The organism is Micromonospora sp. CNZ309 (genome assembly GCF_002846525.1).
Window position 1 is genome coordinate 2,155,018 of record NZ_PJNG01000001.1, and the last position, 14,807, is coordinate 2,169,824.

Annotated in this window: 10 protein-coding genes and 1 pseudogene; 3 read left to right on the plus strand and 8 right to left on the minus strand. The window is 75.3% G+C overall.

Annotated elements, in window-relative coordinates; translation table 11 throughout:
* The first annotated feature begins 56 nt into the window (after window positions 1–56).
* Entirely contained in the window at window positions 57–623 is a 567-nt protein-coding gene (locus CLT72_RS08740; protein WP_101410673.1) for a GNAT family N-acetyltransferase, read from the plus strand.
* Between the two features lie 73 nt (window positions 624–696).
* Here CLT72_RS08740 and CLT72_RS08745 read toward each other — a convergent pair whose 3' ends face one another.
* Window positions 697–5,391, minus strand: a complete 4,695-nt coding sequence (locus CLT72_RS08745; protein WP_486484201.1) for a HAMP domain-containing protein — start codon at window positions 5,389–5,391, stop codon at window positions 697–699.
* Between the two features lie 137 nt (window positions 5,392–5,528).
* Between CLT72_RS08745 and CLT72_RS08750 the strand changes: the two genes are divergently transcribed.
* Window positions 5,529–6,668, plus strand: a complete 1,140-nt coding sequence (locus CLT72_RS08750; protein WP_101410675.1) for an FUSC family protein — start codon at window positions 5,529–5,531, stop codon at window positions 6,666–6,668.
* Here the strand turns inward: CLT72_RS08750 and CLT72_RS08755 are convergent.
* The 7 genes from CLT72_RS08755 to CLT72_RS08785 are packed head-to-tail and all read right to left on the minus strand — an operon-like array spanning window position 6,635 to window position 12,220.
* The gene (locus CLT72_RS08755; protein ID WP_101410677.1) at window positions 6,635–7,327 is read right to left on the minus strand and encodes a RibD family protein; all 693 of its coding nucleotides are present in this window, start codon (window positions 7,325–7,327) and stop codon (window positions 6,635–6,637) included. The genes CLT72_RS08750 and CLT72_RS08755 overlap by 34 nt on opposite strands.
* Window positions 7,320–7,973: a GTP cyclohydrolase II gene (locus tag CLT72_RS08760; protein ID WP_101410679.1), complete on the minus strand. Its 654-nt coding sequence runs from the start codon at window positions 7,971–7,973 to the stop codon at window positions 7,320–7,322. Before CLT72_RS08760 ends, CLT72_RS08755 begins: the two co-directional genes overlap by 8 nt.
* An 11-nt stretch (window positions 7,974–7,984) precedes the next feature.
* Window positions 7,985–8,920 (minus strand): lysylphosphatidylglycerol synthase domain-containing protein, encoded by a 936-nt coding sequence (locus CLT72_RS08765; RefSeq protein ID WP_101410681.1) that lies wholly within the window; start codon window positions 8,918–8,920, stop codon window positions 7,985–7,987.
* A gap of 58 nt (window positions 8,921–8,978) precedes the next feature.
* A complete protein-coding gene (locus tag CLT72_RS08770; RefSeq protein WP_101410683.1) occupies window positions 8,979–9,803 on the minus strand; it encodes an SAM-dependent methyltransferase in 825 nt (274 codons plus the stop codon).
* Window positions 9,800–10,837 (minus strand): glycosyltransferase family 4 protein, encoded by a 1,038-nt coding sequence (locus CLT72_RS08775; protein ID WP_101410685.1) that lies wholly within the window; start codon window positions 10,835–10,837, stop codon window positions 9,800–9,802. Before CLT72_RS08775 ends, CLT72_RS08770 begins: the two co-directional genes overlap by 4 nt.
* Window positions 10,838–11,236, minus strand: coding sequence for a 6-pyruvoyl trahydropterin synthase family protein (locus tag CLT72_RS08780; RefSeq protein WP_101410687.1), 399 nt, complete (start codon window positions 11,234–11,236; stop codon window positions 10,838–10,840).
* A 3-nt stretch (window positions 11,237–11,239) separates the two neighbouring features.
* Entirely contained in the window at window positions 11,240–12,220 is a 981-nt protein-coding gene (locus CLT72_RS08785; protein ID WP_101410689.1) for a zinc-dependent alcohol dehydrogenase, read from the minus strand.
* Window positions 12,221–12,312: 92 nt separating this feature from the next.
* Here CLT72_RS08785 and CLT72_RS32575 point away from each other — a divergent pair.
* Window positions 12,313–14,764 (plus strand): annotated as a pseudogene (locus tag CLT72_RS32575) (CDP-alcohol phosphatidyltransferase family protein).
* The last annotated feature ends 43 nt before the right edge of the window (window positions 14,765–14,807 follow it).

The window sequence follows — 14,807 nt, forward strand, 5'->3', positions numbered from 1 at the left end:
GCGCCCGGGGTCGACCTACTCGCGCATCGACCGGAATCACCGTACGGTGGCACACGATGCGTGATCTCGCCAGCACCTACCGCCAGGACGTCGACGGCTTCGGCCGGGTGACGATCCGCCCCCTCGACCCCGACACCGACATCGACCTCGTCCACTCCTGGGTGAGCCAGGAACGCGCCCGGTTCTGGGGCATGCGCGACGCCGGTCGGGAGCGCGTCGAGGAGATCTACCGCTACCTCGACTCGCTGCCCACCCACCACGCCTGGCTGACGCACCGCGACGGGGCACCCGTCGCGCTGTTCCAGACCTACGAGCCGGCCGCCGACCCGGTCGGCGAGTGCTATCCGGTCCAGCCCGGCGACCACGGGGCCCACCTGCTGATCGGCCCGCCCGACGCGGTCGAGCGGGGCTTCACGGGCACCCTGTTGCGCGTGTTCCTCGACTTCGTCTTCGCCGACCCGCGACACCGGCGCGTCGTGATGGAGCCGGACGCGCGCAACGAGAAGGCGGTCGACCGGCTCCTGCGCACCGGGTTCGTCGCCGGCCCGCTGATCGACCTGGACGGCAAGCGGGCCCGGCTGCTCTTCCTCGACCGGGAGACCTTCGAGGCCGGCCGCCCCTGAGCGTGCGCCGACCGGTGCTCCCCGGGCGGTCGCCCGCCCGGGGAGCACCGGCAACCGCCCGCCGGGGAAGGCCTCAGCCGTGCAGCCAGCGGTGGATGCACTGCAACAGGTCGGCGGCGTCGACCGGCTTCGTGACGTAGTCGCTGGCGCCCGAGGAGATGCTCTTCTCCCGGTCGCCGTGCATCGCCTTCGCGGTCACCGCGATGATCGGCAGGTCGGCGTAGCGGGGCATGGCGCGGATCGCCGCCGTCGCGGCGTAGCCGTCCATCTCCGGCATCATGACGTCCATCAGCACGAGGTCGATGTCGTCGTGGCGCATCAGCGTCTCGATGCCCTGCCGGCCGTTCTCCGCGTAGACCACGTCGAGCCCGTGCAGCTCCAGGATGTTGGTCAGCGCGAAGACGTTGCGCGCGTCGTCGTCCACCACCAGCACCTTGCGGCCGGCCAACTCGCCGGGCAGGGCGTCGACGGCGGGCCGGACGTCGGGCAGCACCGGGGCGAACGGCAGCACCCGCTCCGGGGTCACCGCCGTCAGGTGCAGGGCGATCCGCTCGCGCAGGTCGTCCAGGCTGCGCAGGATCTCCAGCGGCCGCTCGCGGGCCAGCGCCTGCAACAGGGCCTGCGAGCCGGACGGCAACGGGTGGCCGTGGTACGCGAGCACGGGCACTCCGCGCAGCGCCGGATCGTCGTGCAGCGCCTTGAGCAGGGTCGTACCGCCGTCGTCGGGCAGGTCGAGCTGGAGCACCAGGAGGTGGTGCCGCCTGCCGGCGAGCGCCTCGACGGCCGCGGGCACGTCCACGGCGGTGCGAACCTCCACCGGCGGATGCGCGTCGCCCAGGTCCGCCGCGACGCCCTGCGCGAGCAGCGTCAGCAGCCCCTTGTCGTGACGTTCCAGCACCAGCAGCCGACGCACCTCGCCCGGCTGGAGCGTCACGGCCGGCGGCAGCGTGGCCGGCGGCGCCCAGGGCAGCGCGCCGGCCCGGCCCGCTGCCGTGAACGGGCCGGCCGGGCGGTCCGTGGCCGTCGCGTCGCCGGTCGCGGCGGACACCGGCCCGACGGGCAGGTAGAGGGTGAACGTGCTGCCCCGCCCGAGCACGCTGCGCGCCTGGATCCAACCGCCGAGCAGGTGGGCGATCTCCCGGCTGATGGACAGCCCCAGGCCCGTGCCCCCGTAGCGCCGGCTGGTCGTGCCGTCGGCCTGCTGGAAGGCGTCGAAGATGGCGGTCAGGTGCTGCTCGGCGATGCCGATGCCGGTGTCGATCACCCGGAACGCGATGACGGTGTCGGTCTCGGCGGAGCCCTCGGGCAACTCCCCCGGCGCGGCCCGCTCGATGCGCAGCCGCACCCGCCCCTTCTCGGTGAACTTCACCGCGTTGGAGACCAGGTTGCGCAGCACCTGCCGCAGCCGCTGCTCGTCGGTGTGCAGCTCCGTCGGCACGCCCGGCCCCGTGCTGATCTCCAGCTCCAGGCCCCGGGGCGTGGTCAGCGGCCGGAACGTCGCGTCGACGTAGTCGCGCAGCGCGGCCAGCTCGAAGGTCTCCGGGTTGATGTCCATCTTGCCGGCCTCCACCTTGGACAGGTCGAGGATGTCGTTGATGAGCTGAAGCAGGTCGGTGCCGGCCGAGTGGATGACCGTGGCGTACTCGACCTGCTTGGCGGTCAGGTTGCGGTTCGGGTTCTGCGCGAGCAGCTGGGCGAGGATGAGCAGCGAGTTCAGCGGCGTACGCAGCTCGTGGCTCATGTTGGCGAGGAACTCCGACTTGTACTTGGAGGCGAGCGCGAGCTGCTGGGCGCGGGTCTCCAGCTCCTGGCGGGCCTGCTCGATCTCGGAGTTCTTCGTCTCGATGTCGTGGTTCTGCCGGGCCAGCAGGGCCGCCTTGTCCTCCAGTTCGGCGTTGGAGCGCTGGAGTTCCTCCGAGCGGGCCTGCAACTCCTCCGAGCGGGCCTGCAACTCCGCGGCGAGGCGCTGCGACTCGGTGAGCAGCACGTCGGTACGGGCGTTGGCGACGATGGTGTTCACGTTGACGCCGATGGTCTCGGTCAGCTGGTCGAGGAAGTCGCGCTGCACCTCGGTGAAGCGGCTCATGCTGGCCAGCTCGATGACGCCGAGCACCTGGTCCTCGAAGAGGATCGGCAGCACCACCAGGTGCAGCGGGGCGGCGGCGCCGAGGCTGGAGGAGACCGTGACGTAGTCGGCCGGTACGGCGTCCACCACGATGGCCCGCTTGCTCACCGCGGCCTGTCCGACGAGGGAGTCGCCGAGGGCGTACCGGCGGCCGGAGGTGTCGTGCCCGTACCCGCCCACCACCCGCAGGCCGGCCCGGTCCGGGCCGTCGTCGACCAGCAGGAAGGTGCCGAGCTGCGCGGAGACCAGCGGGGCCAGCTCGTTCATCACCAGGCCGGCGACCACGTCCAGGTCGCGGTGGCCCTGCATGAGGCCGGAGATGCGGGCCAGGTTGGTCTTGAGCCAGTCCTGTTCCTGGTTGGTCCGGGTGGTCTCGCGCAGCGACTCCACCATCGAGTTGATGTTGTCCTTCAGCTCGCCGACCTCGCCGGGGGCGTCGACGGTGATGGAGCGGGTCAGGTCGCCGGTGGCCACGGCGCTGGTCACCTCGGCGATGGCGCGCACCTGGCGGGTGAGGTTCCCGGCCAGCTCGTTGACGTTCTCGGTGAGCCGCTTCCAGGTGCCGGAGACGCCCTCGACCTCGGCCTGCCCGCCGAGGCGGCCCTCGCTGCCGACCTCCCGGGCCACCCGGGTCACCTCGGCCGCGAACGACGACAACTGGTCCACCATCGTGTTGATGGTGGTCTTGAGTTCCAGGATCTCGCCGCGCGCGTCGACGTCGATCTTCCTGGTCAGGTCGCCCTGGGCCACCGCGGTGGTCACCTGGGCGATGTTGCGCACCTGGCCGGTGAGGTTGTTCGCCATGGAGTTGACGTTGTCGGTGAGGTCCTTCCAGGTGCCGGCCACGTTCGGCACCCGGGCCTGGCCGCCGAGGCGGCCCTCGGTGCCGACCTCCCGGGCCACCCGCGTCACCTCGTCGGCGAAGGCGCCGAGCGTGCCGACCATCGTGTTGATGGTCTGGGCGAGGACCGCCACCTCGCCCTTGGCCTCCACGGTGATCTGCCGGCTCAGGTCGCCCTGCGCGACGGCGGTGGCGACCAGCGCGATGGAGCGCACCTGGTTGGTGAGGTTGTTGGCCATCTCGTTGACGTTGTCGGTGAGGTCCTTCCAGGTGCCGGCCACGTTGGACACCCGGGCCTGGCCGCCGAGGCGACCCTCGGTGCCGACCTCCCGGGCCACCCGCGTCACCTCGTCGGCGAACGCCGAGAGCTGGTCGACCATCGTGTTGATGGTCTCCTTCAGCGCCAGGATCTCGCCGCGCGCGTCGACGCGGATCTTCTGGGTCAGGTCGCCCTTGGCCACGGCGGTGGTCACCTCGGCGATGCTGCGTACCTGGGCGGTGAGGTTGTCCGCCATGACGTTGACCGACTCGGTCAGGTCCTTCCAGGTGCCGGAGACGCCCTTGACGTCGGCCTGGCCGCCGAGGCGACCCTCGGTGCCGACCTCCCGGGCCACCCGCGTCACCTCGTCGGCGAACGACGACAACTGGTCCACCATCGTGTTGATGGTGTTCTTCAGCTCCAGGATCTCGCCGTGCGCGGTGACCGTGATCTTCTGCGACAGGTCCCCCCGGGCCACCGCCGTGGCCACCTGGGCGATGCTGCGCACCTGGTCGGTGAGGTTGACCGCCATCGAGTTCACCGAGTCGGTGAGGTCGCGCCAGGTGCCCGCGACCCCGCTGACCTGCGCCTGACCGCCCAGGCGCCCGTCGGTGCCGACCTCCCGGGCCACCCGCGTCACCTCGTCGGCGAACGACGACAACTGGTCCACCATCGTGTTGATCGTGCTCTTGAGCTCCAGGATCTCGCCCCGGGCGTCGACGGTGATCTTCTGCGACAGGTCGCCCCGGGCCACGGCGGTCGTGACCTGGGCGATGTTGCGTACCTGGCTGGTCAGGTTGCCGGCCATGAAGTTCACCGAGTCGGTGAGGTCGCGCCAGGTGCCGGCCACGCCGGGCACCTCGGCCTGGCCGCCGAGGCGGCCCTCGCTGCCGACCTCCCGGGCCACCCGCGTCACCTCGTCGGCGAACGACGACAACTGGTCCACCATCGTGTTGATGGTGATCTTCAGCTCCAGGATCTCGCCGCGCACGTCCACGGTGATCTTCTGCGACAGGTCGCCCCGGGCCACCGCCGTGGCCACCTCGGCGATGTCGCGTACCTGGTCGGTGAGGTTGCCCGCCATGGCGTTGACGGAGTCGGTGAGGTCCTTCCAGGTGCCCGACACCCCGAGCACCTCGGCCTGGCCGCCGAGCTGGCCCTCGGTGCCCACCTCCCGGGCCACCCGCGTCACCTCGGAGGTGAACAGCGACAGCTGGTCCACCATGCCGTTGAAGACGGTGGCGATCTCCCCGAGCAGGCCGTCGGCGTCCTCCGGCAGGCGGGTGCCGAAGTCACCGTCGCGTACCGCCGTCAGGCCGGCCAGCAGCTGCCGCAGCCCCGGGTCGGCCATCGCCGCGGCGCCACCGACCGTCGGGTTGCGCCGCGACGCCGTCTTCTCGACCACCACAACCACCTCGCGCAGCAGCCGGGGGCCCGCCCGCCGGCACAACATCGACCGCGCAAGTATGCACAGCCCGCCCGCCGCCCGCGCGGGCACCGCCGCCGGGTGACGGCCGGTCAACCGCAGCGCGGTGACCAGCACGGTTACCGACTGCCCGGCGCGGGTAGAGGCGACGCTCGAACCGGTGTGACCGGTACGGGGACTCGCCGGGCGGTCCTCCCCGCCGGCCCGGCGACCGGGTCCGGTGTGGAGCCCGCCCCGCCGGAAGAGGGGTACGGATGGTGCGGCAGTGGTGGCGGAGCGTGGGTGGGCGGATCCGGCGCGACGGCAGGTCGGTGGTCGAGCTGACGCTCGCCGCGACCGTCGCCTGGATGCTCGCCGCGCGGGTGATCGGCCACCCGGACCCGTTCTTCGCGCCCACGGCCGCGCTGGTCGTGCTGGGCGAGGCGCGGGGGCGGCGGGTCCGGCAGACGGTGGAGATCCTGCTCGGGGTCGCGGCCGGCGTGCTCGTCGCCGAACTGCTCGTGTACGCGCTCGGCCCCGGCACCGGCACCGTCTTCCTGGTGCTGACGCTGACCACCGGCCTGATGGTGGCGATCGGGGCGCGCACCACCCTCGTGGTGCAGGCGGCGGTCTCCGCCATGTACCTGGTGACGGTCGCCGCACCCAGCGGCACGCTGATGCCCTTCCGGTTCGTCGACGCGCTGATCGGCGGCGCGGTCGCCCTGGCCGCGAGCCAGCTCCTAGCGGCCCGCGACCCCCTCGCCCCGCTGGTCAGCCAGGCCCGGCAGAGCTTCGCCGACCTGGCCGACGTGCTCGACGAGCTCGACGGCGCGCTCGCCCGCTGCGACGAGACCGCCGCCCGGGCGGCGCTGGAGCGGGCCCGGGAACTGGACGACTGCGTCGACCAGTTGCGCACGGCGGTCCGGGCCACCGGGGAGACGTTGCGGTTCCACGTCCGCCGGCGGCGGCACGTCGGGCAGGTGCGCGACGTGGAGGCGACCACCCGGCAGCTGGACTACGCCGTCCGCAACGTCCGGGTGCTGGCCCGCGCTGGCGTGACGCTGACCCGGCTGTGCGCCGGGACGCCGCCGGAGCTGGGCGACGCGCTGCCCGCCCTGGCCGCCGCCGTACGCGCCGCGGGCGAGTCGGTGGCGACCGACCTCACCGGCGAGGACGCCGACCGCCACGCGGCGCGCGCCGACGAGGCGGCCATGACGGCGGTCCGGGTCGCCGGTCGGCTGCTCGCGGCCGACCCGGCGCTGCCCGTCACGATGATCGTCGGCCAGATCCGGGCCACCGCCATCGACCTGCTGCGCGGCGTCGGCCACGACGACGTCGCCGTGTTGGAGCGGGTGGACGAGGCGCTCGGGGTGGTGCCCGCTCAGCCCGCGTCGCAGCGCTCCGACAGCGCGTAGCGCACCAGCACCACGTCGCCGATCTGGCGGGTCTCCGCCACCCGGGCCCGGCGGCCGGGATGCCAGGGGAAGCTGCCGTCGCCGACGAACCTCGGTGCCCGCCGGTCGCCGACGAAGAACGGAGCCAACACCAGGTGCAGTTCGTCGGCGAGGCCGGCGGTGAGGAACTGCCCGAGCACGTTCGCCCCACCCTCCACCATCAGCCGGTCGACGCCCCGGGCCGCGAGGTCCGCCAACGCCCACGCCGGGTCCACCGGCTCGCCCGCGTCCACCACGGTGGCCCGGCCGGCCAGCCGCTCCCCCGTCTTGCCCACCGCCGGGGAGGCACAGTAGACGATCCGCTCGGCGTCGCCGGTCGTGAAGAAGCGGGCCGCCGGGTCCAGGTCGCCGCAGCCGGTCACCGTCACCTTGGTCGGGGAGGCGGGCAGGCCCCGCGCCACGCGTTCGGCGCGCCGCCGCGCGGAACGGACCAGCAGCCGGGGATCGTCGCGGCGGACCGTGCCCGCGCCGACCAGGATCGCGTCGCAGCCGGCCCGGACCTCGTCGACCCGGTCCAGGTCTGCCTCGTTGGACAGCAGCAGCCGCTGCCCGCTGGCGTCGTCGAGGTAGCCGTCGAGCGACGTCGCGCAGCTGAGCAGGACGTACGGGCGCTCAGTCACGGACGAAGGGCAGGTCGAGGGCGTGCCCGCCACGCCCGGCCTTCGCCGCCAGGTAACCGGCGTTCGCGCCGGACAGGTACACCCCGGTGGGTACGCGCTCGACGACCGCGACCCCGAGCCGGGTCAGCTGCGCGGCCTTGTCCGGGTTGTTGCTGAGCAGGGCGACCCGGTCCACGCCCAGCGCGGCGAGCATCTGCGCGGCCACCGTGTAGTCCCGCTCGTCGGGCCGGTGCCCCAGCGCCAGGTTCGCCTCGTAGGTGTCCAGCCCGGCGTCCTGCAACGCGTACGCGTCGAGCTTGGCGTACAGGCCGATGCCGCGCCCCTCCTGCCGCAGGTAGAGCAGGTAGCCGCCGGCGACGGCGACGCGTTCGACCGCCTCCCGCAGCTGCGGGCCGCAGTCGCAGCGCCGGCTGCCGAAGACGTCCCCGGTCAGGCACTCGCTGTGCGGGCGCACCAGCGGCGTCGGGGGTGCCGCGTCGGCGTCGACGGGGCCGGCCCGGTCGCCGAGGCCGAACGCGAGGTGTTCCCGGCCGTCGACGAGACCGTCGAAGGAGAACACCCGGGCGGTGGTGCGGTATCCGTCGGAGAACCGCAGCGGCACCGTGACCTGCGTACGGACGGTGGCGGCGGGCGGGGCTTCGGACATCGGGCTCCTCGTCAGACGGTGTCGGCGGGCACACGGACACGGCGGACCAGCAGGACGGCGGCGCCGGGCAGGCTCGCGGCGAGCACCAGGGCGCCGTACACCGTGGCGGTGGCGACGCCCTCGGCGGCGCCCAGGCCGGCGGCGCCGAACGCCCACGCCGCCACGCCCTCGCGGGGACCGAAGCCGGCCACGTTCGCCGGCACCCCCATGGCCAGCAGCGCCAGCAGCGTCAGCGGCACCAGCAGGGCCAGCGGCGCGGTGGAGCCGGCGGTGCGCGCGGCCAGCACGAAGGTGGCCAGGTGGCCGGCGACGGCCACGGTGGAGGCCACGACCACGCCCAGCCAGGCGCGGCGGCCGAGCAGCCCGGCCCGGACGTCGGCCGCCGCCGCGCGCGCCGCACGCGCCCACCGCGACGCGCCGGTGGTGGGCAGCGTGCGGGCCAGCAGGACGACGCCCAGCCCGGCCGCCGCCAGCAGCGCCGCCACCGCCGGCAGGTGGGGCCGCACCGGCGACGGGAAGGCGGCGAGCACGACCACCGCCACGACGGCCAGCACGACCTGCCCGGCGGCGCGTTCCCACACCACCGCGCGCACGCCCCGGCCGACGTCGCCGACGTCGCGGCCGTGCCGCACCGCCCGGTGCACGTCGCCGAGCACACCGCCGGGAAGCGTCGCGTTCAGGAACACCGCGCGGTAGCAGTGCGCGACCGCCGTCGGCAGCGGCAGCCGTACGCCCAGCCCGCCCGCCACGAGGCTCCACCGCCAGGCGCAGCAGAACGTGGTGAGCGCTCCGATGCCGACGGCGACGGCCAGCGCCGGGGCGTCGATCAGGCGCAGCCCGGCGAGGAACGGGCCGGTGCCGAGCCAGCCCAGCAGGACGGCCAGCAGGCCCCCGCCGCCGAGCAGCCGTGCCCACGGCCAGAACCGACGCGTCGTGCCCACCGCCATCCCGGTCCTCCCCCGACGATCGCCCCGCCCATCGGCACGCACGGGCGGGGCGTGCGGTTCACCCACAGCCGGCCAGCAGGTCGAGGTGGTCGACCCGCACGTCGAGCCGGCCGGCGGCGATCTCGGCGCGGCGCCGGCGGGCGTACGCCCTGCTCGGTCCGGTCAGCTCGGGCCGCTGCTCGCAGGCGGCGTCGAGCCAGCCGGTGAACCACTCGCCGGCCAGTTCCGCCTGCTGCGGGCCGAGCCGCCACGGGCTGGGCCGCACGAGCACGTCGACGCCGTGCCGGGCGAAGGCCGCCGCGCAGGCGGGTACGGCGTCCGGCCCGAGCAGGGCCCGCCCGTCGACCGTGCGACGCTGGTGGTCGTTGAACGCGGCGGCGATCCGCCCGTCCCACGGGTCCGCCGGGGTGAGCCGCACCCGGCCGGTCACCGAGAGGGCCAGCAGGGCCGGGCGGCCGGCGGCGGCACAGGCCGCCACGAGCCGCTCGACCTCCGGCGCGGTGAGCATGTCCAGCAGCGCGGACGCGGTGACCAGCGACGCGTCGGACAGATCGGCGGCGGTCAACCGGGTGAGGTCGCCGGCCCGGGTCCCGACGGTGACCGGGGCGCCGTCGCCGGCGGCGGCGGGCATTCCGGCGGCCGCGCGGGCGAGCAGGTCGGCATCCCGGTCGTGCAGGATCCAGTGCTGCGGGCCGGGCAGCAGCGGCCCCAGCCAGCGACCCATGGAACCGGTGCCCGCGCCGAGGTCGTGCACGACGAGCGGCCCGGCGCCGGCCAACCGGCGACGCACGACATCCACCAGGTCCACGGCGCGGGCCGCGGCGTCGGCGGGCTCCCGCAGCGCCAGCCAGGCCGCGAAGTGCGGCGGCAGCTGCCCGGTCATGCCGCCACCACCCCGGCCAGCACCGCGCCCACGGCGGTCGCGGGCACGGCCCAGTCGTCGAGCGTGTGCCGCCGCGCCCGCGCCGCCCGCCGCAGCGCGCGGCGCAGGGCGGGCTCGCCGAGCCAGCGCCGCAGCGCGCCGGCCAGGGCCGTCGGGTCGTCGGGCGGCACGAGCAGACCCGGCGCCGCCCCGCCGGGCTCGCGACCCAGCGCCTCGGGCAGCCCGCCGGCCGCCGTGGCGAGCACCGGCACGCCCCGCGCGAGGGCCTCGGTGACCACCATGCCGTACGTCTCCCGCCGCGAGGGCAGCACCAGCAGGTCGGCGGTGGCGTACGCGGCATCCAGGGCCGCCCCGGTGCGGGGGCCGGCCAGGCGCACCCGGTCGTCGAGCCCGTGCCCGCCGACCCGCCGGCGCAGGGCCGCCACGAACCCCGGGTCCCGGGTCAGCGGCCCCACGCAGACGCAGCTCCAGGGCAGGTCGGCGACGGTCGACAGCGCCTCCACCAGCACGTCGTGGCCCTTGTGCGGGGTGGGGGCGGCGACGCAGAGCAGGTTCCCCCCGGTCGTTGACCCGGGCGCGGGCAGGGCCGGGTCAACGCCGGGCCGGGCGACGTGCACCCGGTCGGGCGGCAGCGCGTACCGGTCCAGCAGCCGCCGCCGGGTCCACTCGCTGGTGGTGACGACCGCGACGGCCGCGGCCAGGGCGGCGGCCTCGTCCTCGTGCTCCAGCGGCAGGTGCACGAGGACGACGACGCGCAGCCGCCGGGCGTGCGGGGTCAGCACCTCCGGCACGCACGAGGCGACCAGCCCGTCGAGCAGGACGGGCGAGGCGTCGGGCAGCCCCGCGAGCACTTCGGCGAGCCCGGCGCGCGCGGCCCGGTCGGGGTGGGGCCAGTCGCCGGGCACGGCGTGCTCGCGGACCGTCCAGCCGGCCGCCGCGAGGCCCCGGCAGAGCCGGCGGTCGTAGCCGTTGCCGCCGCTCGGCTCGGCCGGGTCGTCGATGTCGTTGGGCAGCACGACGTGCACCGTCGCCATTCACAGCGACCGTTCGTAGCTGGCCCAGGCGACGTGCGACTCGTGCAGCGTGACGGTGATGCCGGCCAGGGCGCGGGCGCCCGCGCCGAGGTCGCCGGCGCGTACCCGCGCGGCGAGTCGGTCGGCGACCGTACGGGCCAGCACCTCGGTGGTGGTGTTCACCCCGACGAAGGCCGGGTCGTCGTCGAGGTTGCGGTAGGTCAGTTCCCCGAGCACCGCCCTGAGCTGGGCGGTGGCCAGCCCGATGTCGACCACCACGCCGTCGGCGTCGAGGTCCCGGCGGCGGAACGTGGCGTCGACGACGAACGTGGCCCCGTGCAGGCGCTGCGCCGGGCCGAACACCTCACCCCGGAAGCTGTGGGCGATCATCATGTGGTCTCGGACGGTCACGCTGAACACGGGTCACTCTCCGTCGTAGGTGATGAGGTGGCACAGGGCGGGGAGGCTGCCGGCGGTCAGCCGGGCCAGCACGTCGGGCAGCTCCGCGAAGCGGGACTCGCCGGTGAGCAGCGCGTCGAAGGCGGGATCGGCGAGCAGGTCCAGGGCGAGCCCGAGCCGGTCGGCGAAGCTGCGGCTGTCCCGCCGCGCCGGCGCCACGGCGCCCACCTGGCTGGCGCGTACGGTCAACCGGCCGGAGTGGAACGCCCCGCCCAGCGCCAGCGCGACGGTGCGGTCGCCGTACCAGCTCAGCTCCACGACGGTGCCCTCCGGCCGGAGCAGTTCCAGCGAGCGTTGCAGACCGGCGGCCGTCGCGCTGGCATGCACCACGAGGTCCCGTCCGCCGGTCGCCCCCTGCGGCGGGGCGAACCCGACGCCGAGTGCGGCGGCCACCTCCGCCCGGGTCGGGTCGGTGTCGACCAGCTCCACCCGTACGCCCGGGAAGCGGGCCAGCAGCGCCGCCACGCAGCAGCCCACCATGCCGGCGCCGACCACGCTCACCCGGTCGCCGACCAGGGGCGCGGCGTCCCACAGGGCGTTCACCGCCGTCTCCACCGTCCCGGCGAGCACCGCGCGGGCGGGCGGCACCACGTCGGGCACGGGCACCACCGCCTCGGCCGGTACGACGTACGCGCTCTGGTGCGGATGCAGGCAGAACACGGTCCGGCCGCGCAGCTCGGCGGGGCCCTGCTCGACCACTCCCACGTTGAGGTAGCCGTACTTCACCGGCGCCGGGAAGTCGCCCTCCTGGAACGGGGCGCGCATCGCCGCGTACTGGTCGGCGGGCACCCGCCCGGCGAAGACGAGCGTCTCCGTGCCACGGCTGATCCCGGAGTACCGGCTGCGCACGAGCACCTCACCCGGGCCGGGGGCGGCCAGCGGCACCGACCGGATCTCTCCCCTGCCGGGCGTACGCAGCCAGAAGGCGCGCGCCTCACCGGTCACCGGCTCCTCCTCACCCGCGTCCGCGGCGAACCGAACGGCGCTGTTTCCCGTAGTTCCTGTCGTAAGTCGTCGACCATAGACACGGAGGCACGGTGCACACGGTTCGAAGAGGCCCGGCGATCGGGCTGATCGTCCAGATTGTCCTGTTGGCGGGGCTGGCCGCGACGGTCGGCCTCGGCCCCGCGGGCTGGCTCGCCGGGGGCGCGTACGGGGTGGTGCTGTGTCTGACCCTCGACCGGGGGCTGCGCGGGTCGGGCTCGCACGCCCTGGGGCCCGCCGACCGGGTGACCCTGGCCCGGGCGCTCCTCGTCGGCGCCGTGACGGCGCTGACCGCCGACGCGCTCGTCCCGACCGGCGTCGACCGGCCCGCGCCGGCCGGGGTGCTGGTCGCCCTGACCGCCGTGGCGCTGGCCCTCGACGCCGTGGACGGCCACGTGGCCCGGCGTACCGGCACCGCCAGCGCGCTGGGGGCCCGCTTCGACATGGAGGTCGACGCGTTCCTCATCCTCGTCCTCGGGGCGGCCGTCGCGCCGGCCGTGGGCGCCTGGGTGCTCGCCCTCGGCGCCATGCGGTACGCGTTCGTCGCCGCCGGGTGGGTGCTGCCCTGGTTGCGCCGACCGCTGCCCGCGCGGTACTGGCGCAAGGTCGTCGCGGCGGCGCAGGGCGTGCTGCTGCTGGTCGCGGCGGCCGGGGTGCTGCCCGGGCCGGGCGACGCGCTGGTGCTGGGGGTCGCGCTGGCCCTGCTCGTCGAGTCGTTCGGCCGCGACGTCGCGTGGCTGTGGCGGCACCGCTGCCCCGGGGCGGTGCCGCCGGCCGTCGCGCACCGCCGGGTCCGGCCCGCGCCGGTACGCCCCGACCTCGTCGCCGCCCGTGACTGACCCGACGTCGCCGCCGCCGGTGACCGACCCGAGCCGGCCGGCTGCCGGAGGGCGCGGCCGTGGTCGCGCAGCAGCGGACGGGCGGCGACGGGGCGCGGCGTGGGCGGGGACCGCACTGGCCGCCCTGCTCGTGCTGGCCGCCCTGACGGCGCCCCACCGGCCCGCCCAACTCACGCCCGCCGCGTTCGTGCGGGTCCCCCTCGAAGGGCTGCTCGTCGTCGCCCTGCTGCTCGCCCTGCCGGCACGCGCACGGCGCCCGGTGGCGGCGCTCACCGGCGCGTCGCTCGGGTTGCTGGCCGTACTGAAGCTCGCCGACCTCGGCTTCCTCGCGACGCTCGGCCGCCCCTTCGACCTCGTGCTCGACTGGGCCCTGCTCGACGACGCGTTCGGGTTCCTCACCGACTCGGTGGGCCGGGCGGGCGCCGCCGGCGCGGTCGTCGCCACCGTGCTGCTGCTCGCCGCCCTGCTCCTCGCGACGACGCGGTCGGTGCTGCGGCTGGCCCCGCTGCTCGCCCGGCACCGTGCGGCCACCCGGCGTACCGTCGCGGCGCTGGTGGTCGTCTGGCTGGCCTGCGCCGCGTTCGGCGTGCGGGTGTCCCCGGGCGTGCCGGTTGCCGACGCCGCCGCGACCGACCTGGTCGGCGCCCACGCACTCCAGGTGCGCGCCCGGCTGCGCGACCGGGAGGTCTTCGCGGCCCAGGTCGGCGACGACGCGTTCCGGGACACCCCCGGCGAGCGCCTGCTGGGCGCGCTGCGCGGCAAGGACGTGGTGGTCGCCTTCGTGGAGAGCTACGGGCGCGACGCGGTGCAGGACCCGGAGTACGCCCCTGGCGTGGGTGCCGTGCTGGCCGACGGGGACCGCCGGCTGCGGGCGGCCGGCTTCGCCTCCCGCAGCGGGTACCTCACCTCGCCGACCACCGGCGGCGGCAGCTGGCTGGCCCACGCGACGCTGCTGTCCGGGATGTGGGTCGACAACGACCAGCGGCACCGCAGCCTGCTGGCCAGCGACCGGTTGACGCTGGGCGGCGCCTTCGGGCGGGCCGGGTGGCGCACCGTCGGCGTGATGCCGGCCGCCACCCACCCCTGGCCGGAGGGGGCCTTCTTCGGCTACCAGCGCTTCTACGACGGCCGCAGCCTCGGCTACCGGGGGCCGAAGTTCGGCTACGCGCCGATGCCCGACCAGTACACGCTGGCGGCCTTCGAACGCCTGGAACGCACCCGGGCGGACCGCGCCCCGGTGATGGCCGAGATCGCGCTGGTGTCCAGCCACTCCCCCTGGACGAGGATCCCGCGCCTCGTCGACTGGGCCGAACTCGGCGACGGGACCGTCTTCCACGGCGCGAGCACCGGCAACCCGTCGTCGCAGCCGCGCGCCGGCTACCGCCGGTCCGTCGAGTACTCGCTGTCCACCCTCGTGTCCTACCTGGAGACCCACGGCGACGACAACCTGGTGCTGGTCTTCCTCGGCGACCACCAGCCCGCCCCGGTCGTCACCGGTGCCGGGGCGGGCCGGGACGTCCCGGTCACCGTCGTCGCCCGGGATCCGGCGGTGCTCGACCGGATCTCGGACTGGGGCTGGGACGAGGGCCTCCGGCCGGGCCCGCGCGCACCGGTCTGGCCGATGGACGCCTTCCGCGACCGGTTCCTCGCCGCCTTCAGCGGCTGACCCCGGCGGACCCGCACCGGTGGGCGGCCACCGTCGGCAGGCG

Bases quoted from the DNA above. Each gene is read 5' to 3' on its own strand.
- CLT72_RS08740 (WP_101410673.1), top strand. From the start codon at position 57: ATGCGTGATCTCGCCAGCACCTACCGCCAGGACGTCGACGGCTTCGGC.
- CLT72_RS08750 (WP_101410675.1), top strand. From the start codon at position 5,529: ATGGTGCGGCAGTGGTGGCGGAGCGTGGGTGGGCGGATCCGGCGCGAC.
- CLT72_RS08760 (WP_101410679.1), bottom strand. From the start codon at position 7,973: ATGTCCGAAGCCCCGCCCGCCGCCACCGTCCGTACGCAGGTCACGGTG.
- CLT72_RS08765 (WP_101410681.1), bottom strand. From the start codon at position 8,920: ATGGCGGTGGGCACGACGCGTCGGTTCTGGCCGTGGGCACGGCTGCTC.
- CLT72_RS08775 (WP_101410685.1), bottom strand. From the start codon at position 10,837: ATGGCGACGGTGCACGTCGTGCTGCCCAACGACATCGACGACCCGGCC.
- CLT72_RS08770 (WP_101410683.1), bottom strand. From the start codon at position 9,803: ATGACCGGGCAGCTGCCGCCGCACTTCGCGGCCTGGCTGGCGCTGCGG.